The 21,871-nt window shown below is 67.5% G+C and carries 19 protein-coding genes and 1 pseudogene; 9 read left to right on the forward strand and 11 right to left on the reverse strand.

The window, feature by feature from the left end; translation table 11 throughout:
• Positions 1-10: 10 nt before the first annotated feature.
• Complete coding sequence (gene thiC / locus ABD022_RS06395; RefSeq protein ID WP_325126659.1) at positions 11-1,924, forward strand: phosphomethylpyrimidine synthase ThiC; 1,914 nt, start codon at positions 11-13, stop codon at positions 1,922-1,924.
• A 76-nt stretch (positions 1,925-2,000) separates the two neighbouring features.
• Here the strand turns inward: thiC and ABD022_RS06400 are convergent, their stop codons facing one another.
• The 5 genes from ABD022_RS06400 to ABD022_RS06420 form a co-directional block, all read right to left on the reverse strand.
• Positions 2,001-2,654, reverse strand: coding sequence for a YiaD family glycine zipper/OmpA-like lipoprotein (locus ABD022_RS06400; RefSeq protein ID WP_325126657.1), 654 nt, complete (start codon positions 2,652-2,654; stop codon positions 2,001-2,003).
• Between the two features lie 184 nt (positions 2,655-2,838).
• Complete coding sequence (locus tag ABD022_RS06405) at positions 2,839-3,579, reverse strand: amino acid ABC transporter ATP-binding protein (RefSeq protein ID WP_325126656.1); 741 nt, start codon at positions 3,577-3,579, stop codon at positions 2,839-2,841.
• Positions 3,580-3,627: 48 nt separating this feature from the next.
• Entirely contained in the window at positions 3,628-4,722 is a 1,095-nt protein-coding gene (locus tag ABD022_RS06410; RefSeq protein WP_325126654.1) for an amino acid ABC transporter permease, read from the reverse strand.
• Positions 4,723-5,910 carry an amino acid ABC transporter permease gene (locus tag ABD022_RS06415; protein ID WP_343820507.1) on the reverse strand — a complete coding sequence of 396 codons (1,188 nt, stop codon included), beginning with the start codon at positions 5,908-5,910 and terminating at the stop codon, positions 4,723-4,725.
• Between the two features lie 86 nt (positions 5,911-5,996).
• On the reverse strand, positions 5,997-7,013 hold the full coding sequence (locus tag ABD022_RS06420; protein ID WP_325126650.1) for an amino acid ABC transporter substrate-binding protein: 1,017 nt from the start codon (positions 7,011-7,013) through the stop codon (positions 5,997-5,999).
• Positions 7,014-7,206: 193 nt separating this feature from the next.
• Here ABD022_RS06420 and ABD022_RS06425 point away from each other — a divergent pair, with 193 nt between their 5' ends.
• The 3 genes from ABD022_RS06425 to mutY are packed head-to-tail and all read left to right on the forward strand — an operon-like array spanning position 7,207 to position 9,925.
• Entirely contained in the window at positions 7,207-7,905 is a 699-nt protein-coding gene (locus tag ABD022_RS06425; protein ID WP_325126648.1) for a cell division ATP-binding protein FtsE, read from the forward strand.
• Positions 7,902-8,810 (forward strand): cell division protein FtsX, encoded by a 909-nt coding sequence (locus tag ABD022_RS06430; RefSeq protein WP_325126646.1) that lies wholly within the window; start codon positions 7,902-7,904, stop codon positions 8,808-8,810. The genes ABD022_RS06425 and ABD022_RS06430 overlap by 4 nt, the downstream gene beginning before the upstream one ends.
• The gene (gene mutY, locus ABD022_RS06435; protein ID WP_343820510.1) at positions 8,810-9,925 is read left to right on the forward strand and encodes an A/G-specific adenine glycosylase; all 1,116 of its coding nucleotides are present in this window, start codon (positions 8,810-8,812) and stop codon (positions 9,923-9,925) included. The genes ABD022_RS06430 and mutY overlap by 1 nt, the downstream gene beginning before the upstream one ends.
• Before the next feature lie 4 nt (positions 9,926-9,929).
• Here mutY and rodA read toward each other — a convergent pair whose 3' ends face one another.
• The 5 genes from rodA to ABD022_RS06460 are packed head-to-tail and all read right to left on the reverse strand — an operon-like array spanning position 9,930 to position 15,617.
• The gene (rodA, locus tag ABD022_RS06440) at positions 9,930-11,072 is read right to left on the reverse strand and encodes a rod shape-determining protein RodA (RefSeq protein WP_325126641.1); all 1,143 of its coding nucleotides are present in this window, start codon (positions 11,070-11,072) and stop codon (positions 9,930-9,932) included.
• Positions 11,069-13,108, reverse strand: coding sequence for a penicillin-binding protein 2 (mrdA, locus tag ABD022_RS06445; RefSeq protein ID WP_325126639.1), 2,040 nt, complete (start codon positions 13,106-13,108; stop codon positions 11,069-11,071). Before mrdA ends, rodA begins: the two co-directional genes overlap by 4 nt.
• Before the next feature lie 7 nt (positions 13,109-13,115).
• Positions 13,116-13,685, reverse strand: coding sequence for a rod shape-determining protein MreD (gene mreD, locus ABD022_RS06450; protein WP_325126638.1), 570 nt, complete (start codon positions 13,683-13,685; stop codon positions 13,116-13,118).
• The gene (mreC, locus tag ABD022_RS06455) at positions 13,666-14,550 is read right to left on the reverse strand and encodes a rod shape-determining protein MreC (protein ID WP_325126636.1); all 885 of its coding nucleotides are present in this window, start codon (positions 14,548-14,550) and stop codon (positions 13,666-13,668) included. The genes mreD and mreC overlap by 20 nt, the downstream gene beginning before the upstream one ends.
• A 23-nt stretch (positions 14,551-14,573) precedes the next feature.
• The gene (locus tag ABD022_RS06460; protein ID WP_043685149.1) at positions 14,574-15,617 is read right to left on the reverse strand and encodes a rod shape-determining protein; all 1,044 of its coding nucleotides are present in this window, start codon (positions 15,615-15,617) and stop codon (positions 14,574-14,576) included.
• 251 nt (positions 15,618-15,868) lie between these two features.
• On the opposite strand from ABD022_RS06460, the gene gatC reads away from it, so the two are divergent.
• The 3 genes from gatC to gatB are packed head-to-tail and all read left to right on the forward strand — an operon-like array spanning position 15,869 to position 19,162.
• Positions 15,869-16,177, forward strand: a complete 309-nt coding sequence (gene gatC / locus ABD022_RS06465; protein ID WP_325126632.1) for an Asp-tRNA(Asn)/Glu-tRNA(Gln) amidotransferase subunit GatC — start codon at positions 15,869-15,871, stop codon at positions 16,175-16,177.
• Positions 16,178-16,181: 4 nt separating this feature from the next.
• Positions 16,182-17,705 (forward strand): Asp-tRNA(Asn)/Glu-tRNA(Gln) amidotransferase subunit GatA, encoded by a 1,524-nt coding sequence (gatA, locus tag ABD022_RS06470; RefSeq protein ID WP_343820513.1) that lies wholly within the window; start codon positions 16,182-16,184, stop codon positions 17,703-17,705.
• Complete coding sequence (gene gatB, locus ABD022_RS06475) at positions 17,705-19,162, forward strand: Asp-tRNA(Asn)/Glu-tRNA(Gln) amidotransferase subunit GatB (RefSeq protein WP_343820515.1); 1,458 nt, start codon at positions 17,705-17,707, stop codon at positions 19,160-19,162. The genes gatA and gatB overlap by 1 nt, the downstream gene beginning before the upstream one ends.
• 153 nt (positions 19,163-19,315) lie before the next feature.
• Here the strand turns inward: gatB and pyrE are convergent, their stop codons facing one another.
• Positions 19,316-19,987 carry an orotate phosphoribosyltransferase gene (gene pyrE, locus ABD022_RS06480; protein WP_343820516.1) on the reverse strand — a complete coding sequence of 224 codons (672 nt, stop codon included), beginning with the start codon at positions 19,985-19,987 and terminating at the stop codon, positions 19,316-19,318.
• A 119-nt stretch (positions 19,988-20,106) separates the two neighbouring features.
• Here pyrE and ABD022_RS06485 point away from each other — a divergent pair.
• Both ABD022_RS06485 and ABD022_RS06490 read left to right on the forward strand, forming a co-directional pair.
• Positions 20,107-20,905, forward strand: a pseudogene (locus ABD022_RS06485) (DODA-type extradiol aromatic ring-opening family dioxygenase).
• A gap of 63 nt (positions 20,906-20,968) precedes the next feature.
• Positions 20,969-21,760: an exodeoxyribonuclease III gene (locus ABD022_RS06490; RefSeq protein ID WP_325126621.1), complete on the forward strand. Its 792-nt coding sequence runs from the start codon at positions 20,969-20,971 to the stop codon at positions 21,758-21,760.
• Positions 21,761-21,871: the final 111 nt, after the last annotated feature.

Below are 21,871 nucleotides of genomic sequence, written 5' to 3' on the forward strand. Positions count from 1 at the left end.
GAGCTATACCTTGAACACCAATCCGCAATTCCTGGCCGCCCGAGCCACCGTCGACCTGGCCGCCGTCGAACCGCTGCCGCAATCCCGGAAAATCTACGAAACCGGCTCCCGGCCCGACATCCGCGTGCCATTCCGGGAAATCCGGCAGGACGACACGCCCACCCTGTTCGGCGGCGAATCGAATCCCCCGCTGACCGTCTACGACACCAGCGGCCCGTACACCGATCCCGATGCCGCCATCGACATCCGCAAGGGCCTGCCTGCCCCACGCCTGCCCTGGATACTGGAACGCGGCGACACCGAAGAACTGTCCGGGCTCACCAGCCAGTACGGCCGCGCCAGGCTGGCCGACCCCGAGCTGGATGCGCTGCGCTTCGACACGAAGCGCCCCCCGCGCCGCGCCCGCGCCGGCGCGAACGTGACGCAGATGCACTATGCCCGCCGGGGCATCGTCACGCCCGAAATGGAATTCGTCGCGATCCGCGAGAACCTGCGCCGCGAGCAGTACATCGAATCGCTGCGCCGGAGCGGCCCCGACGGCGACCGCCTGGCCGAACGCCTGACCCGCCAGCATCCCGGCCAGTCCTTCGGCGCCGCCATCCCCGAGCGGATCACCCCCGAGTTCGTACGCGACGAAGTCGCCCGGGGCCGCGCCATCATCCCGGCCAACATCAACCACCCCGAAGTCGAGCCCATGGCCATCGGGCGCAACTTCCTGGTCAAGGTGAACGCCAACATCGGCAATTCCGCCATCCGTTCGGACATCAGCGAGGAAGTCGAGAAGATGACCTGGGCGATCCGCTGGGGCGGCGACACCGTGATGGACCTGTCCACCGGCAAGCACATCCACGAGACGCGCGAATGGATCATCCGCAACTCGCCGGTGCCCATCGGCACCGTGCCGATCTACCAGGCGCTGGAAAAGGTCGGCGGCATCGCCGAGGAACTGAACTGGGAAATCTTCCGCGATACGCTGATCGAGCAGGCCGAACAGGGTGTGGACTACTTCACCATCCATGCGGGGGTGCGCCTGCCGTTCGTCCCCATGACGGCCAGCCGCATGACGGGGATCGTGTCGCGCGGCGGCTCGATCATGGCCAAGTGGTGCCTGGCGCACCACAAGGAAAGCTTCCTCTACGAACGCTTCGAGGACATCTGCGAGATCATGAAGGCCTATGACGTCAGCTTCTCGCTGGGCGACGGCCTGCGGCCGGGTTCGGGCTACGATGCCAACGACGAGGCCCAGTTCGCCGAACTGCGCACGCTGGGCGAGCTGACACAGGTCGCCTGGAAGCACGACGTGCAGGTGATGATCGAAGGGCCGGGCCACGTGCCCATGCAGATGATCCGCGAAAACATGGACCTGCAGCTCAAGCACTGCCACGAGGCGCCGTTCTACACCCTGGGGCCGCTGACCACGGATATCGCGCCGGGCTACGACCACATCACCTCGGGCATCGGCGCGGCCCTGATCGGCTGGTACGGCACGGCCATGCTGTGCTACGTGACCCCCAAGGAACACCTGGGCCTGCCCAACAAGAAAGACGTGAAGGACGGCATCATCACCTACAAGATCGCCGCCCACGCGGCCGATCTGGCCAAGGGCCACCCGGGCGCGGCGATCCGCGACAACGCGCTGTCCAAGGCGCGGTTCGAGTTCCGCTGGGAAGACCAGTTCAACCTGGGCCTGGACCCCGACACGGCGCGCGCCTTCCATGACGAGACCCTGCCCAAGGATTCGATGAAGGTGGCGCACTTCTGCTCCATGTGCGGACCCAAGTTCTGCAGCATGAAGATCTCGCAGGACGTGCGCGACTATGCCCGGGAAAACGGGCTGGACGAAGCCGCGGCCCTGGAACAGGGGATGGCGGCGAAGTCGGCCGAATTCATCAGCCAGGGCGCGGAGATCTACCAGAAGGCATGAGGCCCCGGGCGCGGGATGCCGGCTCGCCCCGGATGAAATCCGGGGCGCCGCCGGGCCGCCCGGACGCGGCCCGCGCCTATTTCACTGCGTACAGGAACAATTCCACCCGGCGGTTCAGGGCGCGGCCCTGGGCCGTGCCGTTGTCGCCCACCGGATTGGCGGCGCCGCGGCCTTCGGCCATGAGCCGGTCGGCAGCCACGCCCTGCCCCGCCAGGTACTGCGTCACCGCGCCGGCCCGGCGCTGGGACAGGGGTACGTTGATCGCATCGGTCCCGGTGGAATCCGTATAGCCGATCGCCTTGGCGCGCAGTTCAGGATGCTGGCTCAGGGCCCGGGCCACGCTGTCCAGGACCGGCAGCAGTTCAGGCTTCAGCACGGCCTTGTTGGTGTCGAACGATACGTTGCTGGGGATGTTGACCTTCAGGGTGCCGTCGGGCATTTCGATCACGGCGATCCCCAGATCCGATGCGCCGGATTTCTCGACGTCCTGCTTGACGGTCTTCCAGTTGTAGCCGACGACGCTGCCCACCACGGTGCCGATGCCAGCGCCGATCAGGGCCGCCTGACTGCTGTCGCCGATCAGCACCCCCAGCCCCGCGCCGATCGCGGCGCCTGCTCCGGCACCGACCGCCGTGTTCTGGCCCTGGGGCGTCATGTTGGCGCAGGCCGTCAGGAGCGCCAGGCTGCCGATCGCCGCCGACAGGGCGGCCCGTTGCGTTGCTGTACGCATCTCGTTCTCCTTGTTGTACGGACACGGACAGCGTAGCAAGAAGGCCAGGCGGCGGTGTAAGCCGATGCAGCCAAAGAAGACGAGACGTTTCTGCTGTGCAAGGCACCGGCGGGATGGCGAAGCGCCCCGCGCAGGACGCGGGCGCCGCATCGCCGCCCGGCCGTGCTGCCGGGCGCCCCCTGCCTTAATGCAGGATCTGGCTCAGGAACAGCTTGGTGCGTTCGTTCTGAGGATTGTCGAAGAACGCGTCCGGCACGTTTTCTTCGATGATCTCGCCGTGGTCCATGAAGATCACCCGGTCGGCGACCTTGCGCGCGAAGCCCATTTCGTGGGTCACGCACAGCATCGTCATGCCGGTTTCCTCGGCCAGCTCCACCATGACGTCCAGCACTTCCTTGACCATTTCGGGGTCCAGGGCGGAAGTCGGCTCGTCGAACAGCATGATCTTGGGGTTCATGCACAGGGACCGGGCGATCGCCACGCGCTGCTGCTGGCCGCCGGAGAGCTGGCCGGGGTATTTGTTGGCCTGGTCCGGAATGCGCACGCGTTCAAGGTATTTCATGGCGGTCGCCTCGGCTTCGGCCTTGGGCTGCTTGAGCACCCAGACCGGCCCCAGCGTCAGGTTCTCCAGCACGGTCATGTGCGGGAACAGGTTGAAGTGCTGGAACACCATGCCGACATCGCGGCGGATGGCTTCGATCTGCTTCAGGTCGTTGGTCAGCTCGGTGCCGTCGACGATGATCTTGCCTTCCTGGTGCTCTTCCAGGCGATTGATGCAGCGGATCATGGTCGACTTGCCCGACCCGGAAGGGCCGCAGATCACGATGCGTTCGCTGGGCGCGACATCCAGGTTCAGGTCCTTCAGGACGTGGAACTGGCCGTACCACTTGTTGACGTTCTGCAGGCGGATGATGGGTTCCGACATGGACGGAGGCTCCTGCGGCGGGGCAGCGGCCCCGCCTGTACACGAAGATTAACGACGCTGCCCCTGATCAAGCTTGCGTTCCAGCGACAGGCTGTAGCGCGAGATCGAGTAGCAGAAGATGAAGTAGATGACCGAGATGAACAAGTAGGATTCCGTGCTGAATCCGCGCCAGACGGCGTCGGACACGGCCGCCTTGGCCGCCTGGGTCAGGTCGAAGATGCCGATGATCACCACCAGGGACGTGTCCTTGAACAGGGAAATGAAGATCCCCACCAGCGGCGGGATCACGATCTTCAGCGCCTGCGGCAGGATGATCTTGCGCATCTGCTGCCAGTAACCCAGGCCCAGGGAATCGGCGCCTTCGTACTGGCCCTTGGGGATGGCCTGCAGGCCGCCGCGCACGGTTTCGGCCACATAGGCCGCCGCGAACAGGATGATGGCGATCTGGGCGCGCAGCAGCTTGTCGATGGAAAAGCCTTCGGGCAGGAACAGCGGCAGCATGACCGAGGACATGAACAGCAGGCTGACCAGGGGAACCCCGCGGATCAGCTCGATGTAGACCACGCACACGGCCTTGACCCCCGGCATGTGCGAGCGCCGTCCCAGGGCCAGCAGCAGCCCGAATGGAAAGGCGAAGGCGATGCCGAAGGTGGACAGGATCAGGGTCAGCGGCAGGCCGCCCCACTTGGCGTTTTCCACGTAGGTCAGGCCCAGGACGCCACCCCACATCAGCACGCCGACCGCCACCAGGGCGACGACCCACAGCAGGCCCAGGAACGGCTTCCAGAACCAGCGGATGCAGCTGCAGACGATCGCGCCCACCAGGATCACGGAAGCCAGCAGCGGACGCCACTGCTCGTCGTAGGGGTAGATGCCGAAGAGGATCAGGCGGTGCTTTTCGCGCACGAAGGCCCAGCAGTAGCCGCCGGTTTCACGGCACTGTGCTGCCGTCGTGGCGGCGAAGTCGGGCTTCACGAACAGGTAGTCGATCAGGGCCGGGATCGCCAGCATCAGCAGCCACAGGGCCAGGATCGTCAGGATCGAGTTCAGCGGCGACGAGAACAGCCGGCTGCGCAGCCAGCCGACCACGCCCGTGTCGGCGCGCGGGGGCAGGCGATCGGTGCCAGGGAGAGTGCGGTCCATCTATCGCTCCACCAGCGCGATGCGCTTGTTGTACCAGTTCATGAAGATCGAGATCGACAGGCTGACCACCAGGTAGGCCGCCATGATGATCATGATGCCTTCGATGGCCTGTCCGGTCTGGTTCAGGATGGTGTTGGTGACGGCCACGATATCGGGATAGCCGATGGCCACGGCCAGGGAACTGTTCTTGGTCAGGTTCAGGTACTGGCTGGTCATGGGCGGGATGATGACCCGCATCGCCTGGGGCAGGATCACCAGCCGCAAGGTGCGCGCCCGCGACAGGCCGATCGACGAAGCGGCTTCCCATTGGCCCTGGTTGACGGCCTGGATGCCCGAACGCACGACCTCGCCCACGAAGGCCGAGGTGTAGGTCACCAGCCCCAGGAGCAGCGCCGAGAACTCGGGCGACATGTTCAGGCCGCCCTGGAAATTGAAGCCCTTGAACTCCGGCCGGTCGATTTCGAGCGAACCGCCGCTGATCCAGAAGGCCAGCACGGGCACGATCACCAGCAGGCCCAGCGCGGCACGGCCCAGGGGGAAGATCTGGCCGGTGGCGTCCTGGCGGCGGCGCGCCCAGTGGGCCAGCAGCACGATCAGCACGATCGCCAGCGCCAGCCCGCCGAAGATCCAGTCCATGGCATCGCCCTTGAACCAGGGGATCTTGAAGCCGCGGTTGGAGACGAAGACGTCCGGCAGGGGCTGCAGCGCCTGCCTGGGGCCGGGCATGATCTCGGTGATGAGGGCATACCAGAAGAACAGCTGCAGCAGCAGCGGGATGTTGCGCATGACCTCGATGTAGAGGCCGGACAGGCGCGAGATCAGCCAGTTCTTGGACAGCCGGCTGATGCCCAGCAGCGTGCCGAACAATGTGGCGGCAATCACCCCGATCACGGAGACCTTCAGGGTGTTCAGCAGGCCGACCACGACCGCATGGCCGTAGGTATCGGCGGGCGAATATTGCACCATCGATTCGCCGATGGCGAACCCGGCTTCTTCGTGCAGGAAATCGAAGCCGGTGGAAATATTGCGCGCGGCCAGATTGTGCAGCGTGTTGGATGTCAGGTACCACACGCCCAGGGCGACCAGGCCCAGGATCACGACCTGGTAGATCAGCGCGCGCGTGGCCGGATCGTTCCAGGACCAACGGCGGCGCGGCGCCCTGGGTGCGCGATGTGTCGTTTCATTCATAGAGGATGCGGGCGGTGAAGGCGGCTGACGCCGCCGGAACCCGGCCGCCGGGAGGACCCCGGCGGCCGAAAGGGCCTATGGCCGGATCAGCGGATCGGCCAGGCGTACATCACGCCGCCCTTGGTCCACTGGGCATTCAGGCCACGCTCCAGCTTGAGCGGGGAGCCCATGCCGATGTTGCGCTCGAACGATTCTCCGTAGTTGCCGACCTGCTTGATGATGTTGTAGGCCCACTTCTTGTCCAGACCCAGGCCCTTGCCCATGTCGCCGGACACACCCAGGATGCGCTGGATGTTGGGGTTCGGGCTCTTCAGCATTTCTTCCAGGTTCTGGGAGGTGATGCCGTATTCCTCGGACTCGATCATGGCGTTCAGCGCCCAGCGCACGACCATGAACCACTCGTCGTCGCCCTGGCGGACCATGGGGCCCAGGGGTTCCTTGGAGAAGTCTTCCGGCAGGATGATGTAGTCATCCGGCGTGGCCGAGGATGCGCGCAGGCTGCCCAGCTGGGACTTGTCGCTGGTGACCACGTCGCAGCGGCCGGATTCGAAGGTGCGGAAGCCTTCTTCGGAAGTGTTGATCACCACCGGCTTGAATTCGAGGTTGTGGGCGCGGAACCAGTCGGCCAGGTTCAGCTCGGTGGTGGTGCCCTGCAGCACGCAGACCGAGGCGCCGCCCAGCTCGGTGGCGCTCTTCACGCCCAGGCTCTTCTTCACCAGCACGCCCTGGCTGTCGTAGTAGTTGACCCCGGCGCTCATCAGGCCCAGCGTGGTGTCGCGGGTCATGGTGGCGGTGGTGTTGCGGGTGAGCACGTCGACTTCGCCGGACTGCAGTGCCGTGAAGCGCTGCTGGGTGGTGAGCGGCGTGGCCTTGAACTTGCTGGCGTCGCCGAAGACCATGGCGGCCACGGCACGGCACATGTCGATGTCGATGCCCTTCCAGACGCCCTTGCTGTCGGCCTGGGAGAAGCCGGGCAGGCCGGCGTTCACGCCGCACTGCACGAAGCCGCGCGCCTTGACGGCATTGTAGGTTTCACCTGCCTGAGCGGTCGTGCCGGCGAACAGCAGTGCCGCACTGACGGCTGCGAGTTTCATGAATTTCATAGTCATCCTTTCCCGATTTGAGCAAGTGGCGTTGAACAACACGGAATACAATCTTGTGGAATTGGTCCGTCTGGCCTAGATCGTAGCCTGCCACCGCAGGCATGAAACATGCGGGATATCCCTGCTCCCATCGTGGCGATCGAGGCGCGCCACGGCGCGCCGGCCCGGACCCGGATCGACTCGCCAGGTGCCCATGATCGAATTCCAGCATGTCTTCAAATCTTTTGGCCGGGGGCGAAATATACTCGCCGACGTCAATTTCTGCATCAAGCCCGGTGAATTCGTCTTCGTCTCGGGCCCTTCGGGCGCAGGCAAATCCACCCTGCTGAAGCTGGTCGGCGGGCTGGAGCCCGCCAGCCGGGGCGCGGTCACGGTCAACGGCCATCGCATCGACCGGCTCTCGGCACGCATGCTGCCCTACCTGCGGCGCACCGTCGGCCTGATCCTGCAGGACGCCCACCTGCTGTTCGACCGCAATGCCTTCGACAACGTCATGCTGCCCCTGGCCGTGCTGGGGCTGGACCGCGCCACGGCCGCCACCCGCGCCCGCGCCGCCATGGAAAAGGTGGGCCTGCGCGGCAAGGAAGACCTGTCGCCCATCGAGCTGTCGGGCGGCGAGCAGCAGCGCCTGGCCATTGCCCGGGCCATCGTGGGCAGGCCCGCCATCCTGATCGCCGACGAACCCACCGCCAACCTGGACCACGACAGCGCCATGCGCATCATGGACGTATTCCGCGACTTCAACCAGGTGGGCGTCACCACCCTGATCGCCTCGCACGACACCGCGCTCATGGCCCGCTACGCACGGCGCACCCTGCGCATCGATGCCGGGCGGTTCGAGGACATCCCGGGTGTGCCGGAACTGCTCGACCCCGCCAAGGAGACCGCATGAACCGCTGGCTGCGACATCACGGCTATGCCCTGGGCGTGGCGTTCAGGCGCCTGCGCCAGCACCCCTTCTCGTCCCTGGCCAACATCGTGGTCATCGCCCTGATGCTGGCCGTGCCCATCCTGGGGGCCTCGGTCCTGCAGTCCAGCCAGCCGCTGGCGCGGCAGCTGGCTGTCACACCGGAACTGACCCTGTTCCTGAAGGCCGGCACGCCGCCCGCCGCCCAGCAGGCCCTGCTGGCGCGCGTGCGCGAGGAAGCCGGCGACCGGATCGCCCAGGCCCGCCTGATGCCGCGCGACCGGGCCATGGCCCAGCTGCGCGCCGACCCGACCTGGGCGCGCGCGCTGGATGCCCTGCCTGAAAACCCCCTGCCCGACGCCCTCATCGTCACCCTGCGCGATTCCGACGCGCCGGCGCGCGTCGCGGCCGAGCTGGCGCAGGCCTGGCGCCAGTGGCCCGAAATCGAGGAAATCCAGCTCGACAGCGAATGGGTGCGGCGACTGGAATCCCTGCTCACATTCGTGCGGCTGGGCCTGGGCATGCTGGCGGGCGCGGTGGTCATCGTCGTGCTGGCGACCGTGTTCAACACGGTGCGCCTGCAGGCCCTGACCCAGCGCGAGGAAATCGCCGTCGCCCGGCTGGTGGGCGCCACCGAGTCCTTCGTCCGCCGTCCCTTCCTGTACCTGGGCGCCCTGACGGGGCTGGCGGCCAGCCTGCTCGCCCTGCTGCTGGCCTGGCTGGCGCTGACCCCGCTGAACGCGATCCTGGGCGGCTTTGCCCGCAGCTACGGCGTGGACTGGGCCGTCCGCCTGCCCGCGGCGCCCGACCTGCTGCTTTCGGGCGCGCTGGTCGCCCTGCTGGGGGCCATCGCCGCGCGGCTGTCGGTCACCCGGCGCACCCGCTTCTGATGGCGCGGCGCACCGCCGCGGCCTCGCAGCCGGACGCCCACGCGCGGTCCGCCGCAAACGACGCCGCTTCCCGCATTGCCGCCTGGCAGCGCCGGGCCGGCCGCCACGGCCTGCCCTGGCAGCAGACACGGGATCCCTACCGCATCTGGCTGTCGGAAATCATGCTGCAGCAGACCCAGGCGGCCACCGTCGTTCCCTACTACGAGCGATTCCTGGATCTTTTCCCCACCGTCGTCGACCTGGCCGATGCGGCGCAGGACGCCGTCCTGCACGCCTGGGCGGGCCTGGGATACTACGCCCGCGCACGCAACCTGCACCGCTGCGCGCAGGTCCTGCGCGACGCGCATGGCGGGCGCTTTCCCGCCACGGCCGAGGAACTGGCGCGGCTGCCTGGCATCGGCCCGTCGACCGCCGCCGCCATCGCCGCCTTCGCCTACGGCGAGCGCGCACCGATCCTGGATGGCAACGTGCGCCGCGTGCTGTCGCGCTATTTCGCCGTCGAGGGCGATCCCACGGCGGCGCGCACGCTGCAACGGCTCTGGGCGCATGCGCAGGCGCTGATCGACGCCGCGCCCGCCGCCCTGGACATGGCAGCCTACACCCAGGGCCAGATGGACCTGGGCGCCACGGTCTGCACCCGCACGCGACCCGATTGCGCGCGCTGCCCGCTGGAAGCGGACTGCCGCGCACGGATCGAAGGCCGCCAGGACGCGCTGCCGTCGCCACGCGCCCGGCGTGCGCAGCCGCTGCGCCATTGCTGGATGCTGATCGCGGAATGCAAAGGCCGCGTACTGCTGGAACGGCGGCCGGATGCGGGCATCTGGGGCGGCCTGTGGTCGCTGCCGCAATTCGAGGACACCGGCGCGCTGCAGGCCGCCTGCGCCGGCCTGGCCACGGCCGGGTCGCCGCAGGCGATGGCGGCGATCGATCATGTGTTCACGCATTTTCGCCTGCGCATCCAGCCGTGCCTGCTGAAGCTGCCGGGCACGGTGCTGGTCCCGGCCGAGCCGGGCCGGGCCTGGGTGCCCATCGGCACGCTGGACGCCTACGGCATGCCGGCGCCGGTGGCCCGGCTGCTGGCCGGCCTGTACCCGGGCAAACTGCCGCCGCGCTGACCGCTCAGGGCTCGGGGCGCGGCTGGTGCGCGCCGATGCTCATCAGCAGCCCGCACGCCACGCCCAGCGTCATCAGCGCCGTGCCGCCATAGCTCATGAAGGGCAGCGGCACCCCCACCACCGGAAGCACACCGGTCACCATGCCGATGTTCACGAAGACATAGACGAACATCATCATGGACATGGCGCCGGCCACCAAGCGCCCGAACTGGGTGGGCGCCCGCGCGGTGATGGTCAGGCCGCGCAGCACCATCAGGGCGTACAGGACCAGCAGCGTCACCCCCCCGTACAGGCCGAATTCCTCGGCGAACACGGCGAAGATGAAGTCCGTGGTCCGCTCGGGAATGAAATCCAGGTGGGTCTGGGTGCCCTGCATGTAGCCCTTGCCGTACAGGCCGCCCGAGCCCACGGCGATCATGGACTGTATGGTGTGGAAGCCCTTGCCCAATGGATCGGCCCCGGGATTGAGCAGCACGCAGACGCGGTATTTCTGGTAATCGTGCAGCACCACCCAGTCCACGTCCGGCTGGCAGATCTGGTCCTCGTAGGTCACCAGCGTCCCCAGCGCCAGCGCGATCGCCAGCACCGCCGGGATCAGCAGCCTGAAGGACAGGCCCGCGAAATAGATGACGCAGAACCCCGAGGCCAGCACCAGCAGCGCCGTGCCCAGGTCGGGCTGATCGATGATGAGCCCCGCCGGCACCACCAGCAGCACGCCGGCCACCAGGAAATCCATGATGCGGAAGCGGTTCGCGGACTGGCGCTGGAAATACCAGGCCAGCATCAGCGGCACGGCGATCTTCATCATTTCCGAGGGCTGGATGCGCGCGATGCCCAGGTTCAGCCAGCGGGTGGCGCCCTTGCTGGTCTCGCCGAACAGCATGACCGCCACCAGCAGCCCCACCCCGAGCACGTAGAACAGCGGCGCCGAACGCATGATCCAGGCGGGCCGCAGCAGCGCGACGGCCCACATGGCCGTGCCCGCCAGCAGGAAGTTGCGCAGCTGGTCGGCAAAGCGCCAATCGGTATTGCCCACCGCCGAATGCATGGTGGCCATGCCGACCATGGCCATGATCACCAGCAGGATCAGCAGCGGCCAGTCCAGGACGGCGAACATGCGGCGCACCGCCAGCACGATGAGTTTCATGGGTTTTCCTCCTGGGCCCCGTCCGCGGGCGCCGAGGTCTCGTCGGGCAGGGGGGCCGGCTCGGGCGTCTCTTCGTCGTCGGGCGCCGGCTGCGCATCGGGCCGCCCCGGGGAAGCCGCCTGCGGCGTTTCGGCCTGGGCATTGCGCGCTTCCTGCTCTGCCTGCAGGCGCTGGCGGCGCTGCGCCACGCGGGCCGGATCCAGCCAGTAATCGAACACCGTGCGCGCGATCGGCGCGGCCACCGACGCACCCCAGCCGCCATTTTCCACGATCAGGGCCACCGCGATCTGCGGATCCTCGACCGGGGCGTAGGCCATGAACAGCGCATGGTCGCGCAGGCGCTCGTCCACCGCGTGCGCCTTGTACTTGGCGCCGCGCAGACTGTAGACCTGAGCCGTGCCGGTCTTGCCGGCCGCCTGGTAGGCCGCGCCCTCGAAGGCGCGTCGCGCCGTGCCCTTGCGCACGACGTCCACCATGGCCTCGCGGATCACGCGCAGATTTTCGGGCTTGAGATCGATGGTGTATTGCGGCCCGACCACCGGGTAGCTGAACCGGCCGGTGAGCGGATCGATGATCCGGCGCACCAGGTGGGGTTTCATGTAGACGCCGTCGTTGGCCAGCACCGAAGTCGCCTGCGCCAGCTGCAGCAGCGTGAAGGCGTTGTAGCCCTGCCCCACGGTGACGGACACGGTCTCGCCCTGGTACCAGTGCTGCTGCTCGGGCTTCTTGTAGGCCTTGCGCTTCCATTCGCGTGAAGGCAGCACGCCACGTCGCTCGCCGTCCAGATCGATGCCGGTGATCTGGCCGAAGCCGAACCGCTTGGAGAAATCGTGCAGGGCGTCCACGTCCATCTGGGCACCCAGCGAGAAGAAATACGTGTCGGAAGACACGACGATGGCCCGGTGCATGTCCGTCGGCCCGTAGACCGCCCCGCCGGCATTGCGGAATTTCTGCCCGGCCAGTTCGAAATAGCCCGGATCGGGGATCAGTTCCCTGGCCGAGCGCAGGCCCATTTCCAGGGCGGCCAGGCCCACGAAGGGCTTGTAGGTCGAACCGATGGGGTACGTGCCATACAGCGGCCGGTTGATCAGCGGATGGTCCGGCGATTCGTTCAGCTTGCGCCAGTTCTCCACGTCGATGCCGTCCACGAACAGGTTCGGGTCGAAGGACGGCGACGACACGAAGGCCAGGATCTCGCCCGTATGCGGCTCGATGGCGACCAGTGCGCCGCGCCGACCTTCGAACTGGGCCTCGGCCAGGTGCTGCAGGCCGATGTCCAGGGACAGCTCCAGATTGGCACCGGGCACCGGGTCCGTGCGGCTCAGTTCGCGCACCGGGCGCCCGCCCGCCGTGACTTCGAGTTCCTCGACCCCCGTGCGGCCATGCAGCGCCTTTTCCCAGGTCTTCTCGACGCCTTTCTTGCCGATGACCATCGTGCCGCGGTAGTTCCCGAGCTGCCCGGTCTGCTCGAGCTCCTGCTGGTCTTCCTCGGAGATCCTGCCGACGAAACCCAGCACGTGCGCGGCCGATTCATGCATGGGATAGGACCGAACCCAGCGGGCCTCGAGGTTGACGCCCGGAAAGCGGTAGGCATGGACGGCGAACCAGGACGCCTCGATGTCGTTGAGATTGTTGCGCAGCAGGATGGGTGTGTAGCGGCCGCTCTGCTGGTACAGCCGCATGAATTTGCGCCGGTCGCCCTCGCTCAGGTAGACCAGCTCGCCCAGCCGGTCGAGCACGTCGCCGATGTCGCCCCGGATCTGGGCGCGCGTCACCGTCAGGGTGTAGTCCCGCAGGTTCTGGGCCAGCACCGCGCCGTTGCGGTCGACGATCTGTCCGCGCCGGGGGGGCACGGGCACGATGGTGATGCGGTTCTGCTCGGCGCGCGCCGACAGGTTGTCGTAGCGCACGACCTGCAGGTACCACAGGCGGCCGGCCAGCAACAGCAGGCACGCCAGGGCGAACAACCCCGCCACCCAGGCGCGCAGCAGCACTGTCTGGCGCTGGCGCTGGCCGGTCTTGCGAAACTCGAACATGCCCGCCCTAGACAGGCCCCGCGCCATCGCCGCCCAGGCGGCGCGGATGCAGGGACATGAGGATGTCGGGCAAGGGCCACAATGCCCCGGTGAACAACGCGGACCACAGCCATTCCCAGCCTTCCCAGGCGCCGTTCAGCCAGGCGCCCAGCAGGCTGGACAGCATGCACGCGGCCACGATCACCGGAAAGACCTGGAAAGTCTGCAGCCAGGCATTGAAATGCCGCAGGCGATGGCTCAGCCGCAGCACGCCGTAGGCGGCCAGCACGTAGCACAGGGCATGCAGCCCCAGCAGGCCGGCATCCTGGACATCCATCAGCAGGCCGAACACGAAGGCCGTCGTCAGCCCCACCCGGGCCGGCGCATTCAGGCACCAGTAGAGCAGGAGCAGCAGCAGCACGTCGGGCACCGGCTGCCAGAGCCGCCAGGGCAGCAGCGACGCCATCCACACCAGGACCAGCGATCCCCACACCAGCCAGCCCGAGGCCGCCCGGCGGAACGCGCCGGCATCGACCGGCTGCAGGTCCATCAGCGAGGAGCCCCCCGGATGCCTGTTGCTATTGCTCGTCGAGGGCATGCTCGATCTCCTCGGGCCGGGGCACATCGGCCACGTCCACGCGCAGGACCAGGAAATGGCGGTAGCGCTCGGGATGCGACAGCGGCTCGGCGATCGCCATGGCGAAGCCCGTGCCCGGATCGCGGTCCACCTTTTCCACGCGGCCGACCGACAGGCCCGCCGGGAACAGCCCGCCGATGCCGCTGGTCACCAGCACGTCGCCGGGCCGCACGTCGACATTGGCCGACAGGTAGCGGACTTCGAGCTTGCCGACCTCGTTGCCGCCGAATGCGATCAGCCGCAGCCCGTTGCGCAGCACCTGCACGGGAATGGATACCTGGTCGTCGATCAGCAGGGCGGCCTCGGAAGTGAAGGGCGTCACGCGGACGATCTGGCCCACGACCCCGCCTTCGTCGATCACCGGCATGCCCGGGGCGATGCCGGCGCGCGATCCCTTGTTGAAGATCAGGCGGTGGCTGAAGGCGTTGGACGGCACGTAGAAGACTTCGACCGCCACCGACTGCTGGGCGATGGACTCGGATACGTTCAGCAGGCGGCGCAACTGCTCGTTTTCGGCAGCCAGCTGGGCGGCGTGCGTGGACAGCTGCGCCATCTCGATGCGCTGGCGGCGCAGGGCTTCCTGCTCGTCGCGCGCCAGCGCGGCCGCCTGCGACCAGCTGTCGAAATATTCCAGCGCGTCGCGCGGGGCCAGCACGACGCGCTGGAAAGGATAGAGCACCATGGACAGGGCGCTGCGCACCGGGCCCAGCACGGACCAGTGCGCATCGGTCACGGCCATCCCGAGACACAAGACCAGCAGCATGACCAGCCGGACTTCGATGCTGGGACCACGCTTGAAGAGTCTCAGGGTTCCCGGTTCACGCATGACGAGGAACGCCCGGCCGGATATCAGTCGTAGATGAACACCCCGCCCAGGCGCTCGAGATGTTCGAGCGCCTCGCCGCAGCCGCGCACCACGCAGGTGAGCGGGTCTTCGGCGACCACCACGGGCAGGCCGGTTTCTTCCTGGAGCAGGCGGTCCAGATCGTGCAGCAGCGCGCCGCCGCCGGTCAGGGCGATGCCCTTGTCGGTGATGTCGGCGCCCAGTTCGGGCGGGGTCTGCTCCAGCGCCGTCTTCACCGCCGAAACGATCTGGTTGAGCGGATCGGTCAGGGATTCCAGGATTTCGTTGGAGGACACCGTGAAACTGCGCGGTACGCCTTCGGAGAGATTGCGTCCCTTGACCTCGATCTCGCGGATCTCGGAGCCCGGGAACGCCGAGCCGATTTCCTTCTTGATGAGTTCGGCCGTGGGTTCGCCGATCAGCATGCCGTAGTTGCGGCGGATGTAATTGATGATGGCTTCGTCGAACTTGTCGCCGCCGACGCGCACCGAGCCTTTATAGACCATGCCGCCCAGCGAGATCACGGCGACTTCGGTGGTGCCGCCGCCGATGTCCACCACCATCGAGCCACTGGCATCGGACACCGCCAGGCCGGCGCCGATCGCGGCGGCCATGGGTTCCTCGATCAGGTAGACCTGGCTGGCGCCCGCGCCCAGGGCCGATTCGCGGATGGCGCGGCGTTCGACCTGGGTGGAACCGCAGGGCACGCAGACGATGATGCGCGGGCTGGGGGCCAGCATGCTGCGCGGATGCACCATGCGGATGAACTGCTTGAGCATCTGCTCGGTGACGGTGAAGTCGGCGATGACGCCGTCCTTCATGGGCCGGATGGCCTCGATGTTGCCGGGGACGCGGCCGAGCATCTGCTTGGCTTCGTGGCCGACGGCCTGAATGATTTTCTTGCCGTTGGGGCCGCCGTCATGGCGGATGGCGACGACCGAAGGTTCATCGAGCACGATGCCCTTGCTGCGAACATAGATCAGCGTATTCGCCGTTCCGAGGTCGATCGCCATGTCGCTGGAAAAGTAGCTGCGTAGGAATCCGAACATGGGCGCACTAATAAAATGGGTGTCTGGTGGATCCGCGCGAGCGACCCGGTGCCGACTGTACCAAGACCGCCAGAACGAAGGCGCAGGCCGGGCAAACCGCATGGAATCAGCAATGATAACTTATAATCCTCTATGGCTAGACCCGGATCAGAGGGGAATGTTTTGCAAAATTCCCGCTTTTCACCGCTTCGGTCACATCCGCATACACTCAATCCGGCCGCCCCAAGCCGGCGGCCCCTCGGCAAGACGAAATGGCACTCTCCGAACAGGATATCTCCCGGCTGGCACGGCTCTCGGGCCTGCGGCTGGATTCCAACGACCAGACTCGCGCCCGCCAGGAACTCGACCGCATCCTGGGCCTGATCGAAGAACTGCAGGCCGTGGACACGACCGGGGTCGAACCCATGGCCCATCCGCTGGCCGCCCACCAGGACATCGCCCTGCGCCTGTGCGACGACACGCCCGATCCGGCGTCGACGCCCGAGCAGCGCGACGCCTGCATGGCCAACGCGCCGGCCGCACACCAGGGCCTGTTCCTCGTGCCCACCGTCATCGAATGATGCCATGACCCAGCTTTCAGAATTCCACAGCATCCAGGCGCTGGGCGAAGCACTGCGCGCCCGGCGCGTCAGCGCCGCCGAACTGGCCGCCGACGCGCTGCGTGCCGCCCGCGAATACGCGGACCCCAACATCTTCCTGCACATCGACGACGCGCTGACCCTGGAACAGGCGCGCGCGGCCGACCAGGCCCTGGCTGCCGGCTCCGCCGGACCGCTGACCGGCATCCCGGTCGCTCACAAGGATCTGTTCGTCACGCGCGGCTGGCGCACCACCGCCGCCAGCAAGATGCTGGCCGGCTACGTCAGCCCCTTCGACGCCGCCGTGGTAGACCGCTGGCGCGAGGCCGGCACCGTCTCGCTGGGCAAGCTCAGCTGCGACGAATTCGCCATGGGCTCGGGCAACGAGAATTCCGCCTTCGGCCCGGTGCGCAACCCCTGGGATCCGGAACGGATCCCGGGCGGATCGTCCGGCGGCTCCGCCGCGGCCGTGGCCGCCGGCCTGGTGCTGGGCGCCACCGGCACCGATACTGGCGGCTCGGTGCGCCAGCCCGCCGCCCTGTGCGGCGTCAGCGGCATCAAGCCCACCTACGGCACGGTTTCGCGCTACGGCATCATTGCCTATGCCTCCAGCCTGGACCAGGCCGGCCCCCTGGCGCGCAGCGCCCGCGACCTGGTGCCGCTGCTCGATGCCATGAGCGGCTTCGACCCCCGCGATTCGACCAGCCTGGAAACCTGCGACGGCGCAGCCAACGCGCCCGGCCGCGTCCAGGCCGCGTTCGACGCCGCACAGGCCGGCTTCCAGGCCGGCGGCGAGCGCCCGCTGTCGGGGCTGCGCATCGGCGTGCCGCGCGAGTTCTTCAACGAAGGCCTGTCCGCCGACGTCGGTGCCGCCGTCGAAGCCGCCCTGCAGGTCTTCGAATCCCTGGGCGCGGTGCGCGTGGACGTATCCCTGCCGCGCACACGCCTGTCGATCCCGGCCTACTACGTGATCGCCCCGGCCGAAGCCTCCAGCAACCTGTCGCGCTACGACGGGGTGCGCTACGGCCACCGCGCGGCCGAATACACCGACCTGTTCGACATGACCAGCCGGTCACGCTCCGAGGGCTTCGGCGACGAAGTCCGCCGCCGCATCCTGGTGGGGTCCTACGTCCTGTCGCACGGCTACTACGACGCCTACTACCTGCAGGCGCAGCGCGTGCGGCGCATGATCGCCGACGACTTCCGCCGCGTCCTGGCGCAGGATTGCGACGTGATCATGGGGCCGGTCACGCCCGCCGTGGCCCGCCGCATCGGCGACAACCGCCAGGACCCGATCGCCGACTGGCTGGGCGACATCTACACACTGGGCGTCAGCCTGGCGGGCCTGCCCGGCATGTCCATCCCCTGCGGCTTCGGCGGCGAATCGGGCCGGATGCCCATCGGGCTGCAGCTCATCGGCCGGTACTTCGACGAAGGCCGCCTGCTGGCCCTGGCCGACCGCTACCAGCAAGCCACAGACTGGCACCAACGCATTCCGGGACACGCATAATGGATTGGGAAATCGTCATCGGGCTAGAAACCCATACCCAGCTCTCCACGCGGTCGAAAATCTTTTCCCGCAGCAGCACGCGTTTCGGCGCCGAGCCCAACACCCAGGCCAATGCCGTGGACATGGCCCTGCCGGGATCGCTGCCGGCCATGAACCGCGGCGCGGTGGAGCGCGCCATCCAGTTCGGCCTGGCCGTGGGCGCCCGGGTGGCCGAACGCTCGGTGTTCGCGCGCAAGAACTATTTCTACCCCGACCTGCCGAAGAACTACCAGATCAGCCAGTTCGAACTGCCGATCGTGGTGGGCGGCAAGCTGAGTTTCTTCGTCGGCGAGCAGGAACACACGGTGAACCTGACCCGCGCCCACCTGGAAGAAGACGCCGGCAAGTCGCTGCACGAGCACTTCACGGGACCGCACGGCGAATCGTCCAGCGGCATCGACCTGAACCGCGCCGGCACGCCGCTGCTCGAGATCGTGTCCGAACCCGAAATGCGCTCCGCCGCCGAGGCCGTGGCCTACGCGCGCACCCTGCACGGCCTGGTGGTGTGGCTGGGCATCTGCGACGGCAACATGCAGGAAGGCTCGTTCCGCGTGGATGCGAACGTGTCGGTGCGCCCCCGGGGCCAGACCGAATTCGGCACGCGCTGCGAGATCAAGAACCTGAATTCCTTCCGCTTCCTGGAACGCGCGATCCAGTACGAAGCCCGCCGCCAGATCGAGCTGATCGAGGACGGCGGCAAGGTGGTGCAGGAAACGCGTCTGTACGATGCCGACCGCGACGAAACGCGCAGCATGCGGTCCAAGGAAGACTCGCACGACTACCGCTACTTCCCCGATCCGGACCTGCCGCCCCTGGTGGTGGCGCCGGAATGGATCGAGCGGGTGCGCCAGGAAATGCCGGAACTGCCGGCGGCCAAGCGCGCGCGCTTCGAGGCCGACCTGGGCCTTTCGGCCTACGACGCGGCCCAGCTGACGCTGCATCGCGCGATGGCCGACTATTTCGAGGCCGCGGCCGCCGCGCTGCCGGCCGGCCAGGCGAAGCAGGCCGCCAACTGGATCCTGGGTGAATTGTCCGCCGCGCTGAACCGCGACGACCTGGACATCAGCCGCTCGCCGGTGTCCCCCAAGCAGCTGGCGGCCCTGATCGCCCGCATCCTGGACGGCACGATCTCGACGAAGATCGCACGCGACGTGTTCGCGGCGATGTGGGCGGGGGAATCGGACGGCGACCCCGACGCGATCATCGAGTCGCGCGGCCTGCGCCAGATCAGCGACACGGGCGCGATCGAGGCGATGATCGACGAAGTGCTGGCGGCCAACCCGGCCATCGTCGAGGAATACCGGGCAGGCAAGCAGAAGGCGTTCAATTCGCTGGTCGGCCAGGTGATGAAGGCGGCCAAGGGCAAGGCGAATCCGCAGCAGGTCAATACGGTGCTGAAGCAGAAGCTGGATTCGTAGGGTTTTCTGCTGTCTCTCGGCCGGTTTCTCGCTGTCTCTCGGCCGGCGTGTGCTTCCGACCGGCGGGCTCGAACAGCACGCCGGTCGGAAGCACACGCCGGCCTGACGCAACGATCGGGAATGCCGAGGCCCGGCCGAAGCACTCATGAGGATTTACTGGACCCCATAGCGCGCCCGGTATGCCGACACGGCATCGCGGTGCCTGGCCAGGGCGGCGTCGTCTTCCAGCAGGGCCATGATGTCGGCCAGCGAGGCGATGCTGACCACGGGGATACCGTAGGCCCGCTCGACTTCCTGGACGGCCGAACCGTCGGACAGCGCATCGTCCGCGCCGGCGCGTTCCATGCGATCCAGGGCGATCAGCACGGCGGCGGGCTGGGCGCCGGCGGCGCGGATCATCGCCACGGATTCACGCACCGAAGTGCCGGCCGTGATCACGTCGTCGATGATCACCACGCGGCCCTGCAGCGGCGCACCCACCAGCATGCCGCCTTCGCCGTGGTCCTTGGCTTCCTTGCGGTTGAAGGCGAACGGCACCGAGCGGCTGCCCCGGGAAGGATGGTTCGACAAGGCGATCGCCGCCGTGGTGGCCAGGGGGATGCCCTTGTAGGCGGGGCCGAACAGCATGTCGAAATCCAGCCCGGAATCGGCCAGCGCCTGGGCGTAGAACTGGCCCAGGCGGCCCACGCTGGCGCCGTCGTTGAACAGGCCCGCGTTGAAGAAATACGGGCTGCGGCGACCGGATTTCATCGTGAAGTCCCCGAAATTCAGGACCCCCTGTTCCAGGGCGAAACGGACGAAGGCTTGGGCGCGGGAACCGGGCATGGCGAAAATTCTCTGTACGGGAAAGGCCACATTATCGGATATTTGGGCGCGGCGATGGAGGACCGGTCCGGCCACGGCTATGATGTCTTTTCCACGATCCCATTCCGACGAGGCAGCCCATGCGCCAACCCGTCTATTTCCTGTCCCATGGCGGCGGCCCCTGGCCCTGGATGCCCGAAGTGCTCGATGCCTATGCCCCCCCTGACCGCCGCGCTGCAGGCGATCCCTGCCGCCCTGCCCCGGCGGCCGCGGGCGATCCTGATGGTGTCGGCGCACTGGATCACCCGGGGGGGCGTGCTGCTGGGCAGCCATCCCCGGCCGGGCATGCTGTACGACTACTACGGCTTTCCCGCACACACCTATGAAATCCGCTACCCCGCCCCCGGCTCGCCCGACCTGGCCGCGCGCACGGCGGAACTCCTGCGCACCGCCGACATCCCGGTGGACTTCGACCCGGAACGCGGCTTCGACCACGGGGCGTTCGTGCCGGCCCACGTGATGTTCCCCGAAGCGGACATCCCCATGGTCCAGCTGTCGATCGAGCGCAGCTTCGATCCGGACTGGCACCAGCGGCTGGGCGCCGCCCTGGCGCCGCTGCGCGACGAAGATGTCCTGATCATCGGCAGCGGGCTCAGCTACCACAACCTGCGCCTGTTCGGCCCGGGCGGACGCGAGCCATCCGCCCGGTTCGACGCCTGGCTTCGGCAGGCGCTGGCACCCGCTACGGCGGCGGCGCGCCACGAGCGGCTGAGGAACTGGGAAGAAGCCCCCGCAGCCCGGATCGCCCATCCCATGGAAGACCACCTGGTGCCGCTCTTCGTCGCCAACGGCGCCTCGGGCGACGGCCCCGCCAGCCTCTGCCATCACGAAACCGAAGCGGCAGGCGGGCTCACCGTGTCCAGCTTCCGTTTCGACTGAGACGCGGTCCCGCGGACCGGGTAGGTTAAAGTTCAGGCTTGCAACAACCAAACGGATACCCACGTGCTGCGCATCACCACCCTGAACGTCAACGGCATCCGCTCGGCCTTCCGCAAGGGGCTGGCCGACTGGCTGGCCGACGCCCGCCCCGACATCGTCTGCCTGCAGGAAATCAAGATCCACGACGGCGACCTGGCCGACGATCTGCGCCATCCCGACGGCCTGACCGGGCACTTCCACCACGCCGAGAAAAAGGGCTACAGCGGCGTGGGACTCTACCTGCGCCAACCGGCCGACGCCGTCACGGCAGGCATGGATTGCCCGGAATTCGACGCCGAGGGGCGCATCCTGCGCGCCGACTGGCCCGGCCTGACCGTCATCAGCGCCTACCTGCCATCGGGATCCAGCGGCGACGAGCGCCAGACGGCCAAATACCGCTTCCTGGACCATTTCGAGACCTGGATGGCGGGACTGATGCAGGAATACCGCGACACCGGCCGCGAATTCGTCATCTGCGGCGACTGGAACATCGCCCACAAGGAAATCGACCTGAAGAACTGGAAGGGCAACCTGAAGAACAGCGGCTTCCTGCCCGAAGAACGCGCCTGGCTGAGCAAGGTCTTCGACGAATACGGGTGGGTGGACGTCTACCGCCGCCTGCACCCGGACGCCACCGGCGAGGCCTACACCTGGTGGAGCAACCGCGGCCAGGCCTGGGCGAAGAACGTGGGCTGGCGCATCGACTACCACATCGCCACCCCCGGCATCGCCGCCCGCGCGCGCGCCGCCTCGATCCACCGCGAACCGAGATTCAGCGACCACGCGCCGCTGACGATCGACTACGAGTGGTCCTGAACCGCGTTCGGCCCCGCCCATCCGGTCCCGGGTCCTCGGGCAGGGGCTGAAACTGCAAGCATAAAGAAAGTACAATGGGGGCCGTAGAAAGGGTGTGGCCTGCGCTGCGCC

The organism is Castellaniella daejeonensis (assembly GCF_039523555.1).
Lineage (GTDB): Bacteria > Pseudomonadota > Gammaproteobacteria > Burkholderiales > Burkholderiaceae_B > Castellaniella > Castellaniella daejeonensis.

Bases quoted from the DNA above. Each gene is read 5' to 3' on its own strand.
- pyrE (WP_343820516.1), bottom strand. From the start codon at position 19,987: ATGCCCGGTTCCCGCGCCCAAGCCTTCGTCCGTTTCGCCCTGGAACAG.
- rodA (WP_325126641.1), bottom strand. From the start codon at position 11,072: ATGAAACTCATCGTGCTGGCGGTGCGCCGCATGTTCGCCGTCCTGGAC.
- ABD022_RS06400 (WP_325126657.1), bottom strand. From the start codon at position 2,654: ATGCGTACAGCAACGCAACGGGCCGCCCTGTCGGCGGCGATCGGCAGC.
- gatA (WP_343820513.1), top strand. From the start codon at position 16,182: ATGACCCAGCTTTCAGAATTCCACAGCATCCAGGCGCTGGGCGAAGCA.
- mreC (WP_325126636.1), bottom strand. From the start codon at position 14,550: ATGCGTGAACCGGGAACCCTGAGACTCTTCAAGCGTGGTCCCAGCATC.
- gatC (WP_325126632.1), top strand. From the start codon at position 15,869: ATGGCACTCTCCGAACAGGATATCTCCCGGCTGGCACGGCTCTCGGGC.
- ABD022_RS06430 (WP_325126646.1), top strand. From the start codon at position 7,902: ATGAACCGCTGGCTGCGACATCACGGCTATGCCCTGGGCGTGGCGTTC.
- ABD022_RS06405 (WP_325126656.1), bottom strand. From the start codon at position 3,579: ATGTCGGAACCCATCATCCGCCTGCAGAACGTCAACAAGTGGTACGGC.
- gatB (WP_343820515.1), top strand. From the start codon at position 17,705: ATGGATTGGGAAATCGTCATCGGGCTAGAAACCCATACCCAGCTCTCC.
- mrdA (WP_325126639.1), bottom strand. From the start codon at position 13,108: ATGTTCGAGTTTCGCAAGACCGGCCAGCGCCAGCGCCAGACAGTGCTG.
- ABD022_RS06415 (WP_343820507.1), bottom strand. From the start codon at position 5,910: ATGAATGAAACGACACATCGCGCACCCAGGGCGCCGCGCCGCCGTTGG.
- mreD (WP_325126638.1), bottom strand. From the start codon at position 13,685: ATGCCCTCGACGAGCAATAGCAACAGGCATCCGGGGGGCTCCTCGCTG.
- ABD022_RS06460 (WP_043685149.1), bottom strand. From the start codon at position 15,617: ATGTTCGGATTCCTACGCAGCTACTTTTCCAGCGACATGGCGATCGAC.
- mutY (WP_343820510.1), top strand. From the start codon at position 8,810: ATGGCGCGGCGCACCGCCGCGGCCTCGCAGCCGGACGCCCACGCGCGG.
- ABD022_RS06425 (WP_325126648.1), top strand. From the start codon at position 7,207: ATGATCGAATTCCAGCATGTCTTCAAATCTTTTGGCCGGGGGCGAAAT.
- ABD022_RS06410 (WP_325126654.1), bottom strand. From the start codon at position 4,722: ATGGACCGCACTCTCCCTGGCACCGATCGCCTGCCCCCGCGCGCCGAC.
- ABD022_RS06420 (WP_325126650.1), bottom strand. From the start codon at position 7,013: ATGAAATTCATGAAACTCGCAGCCGTCAGTGCGGCACTGCTGTTCGCC.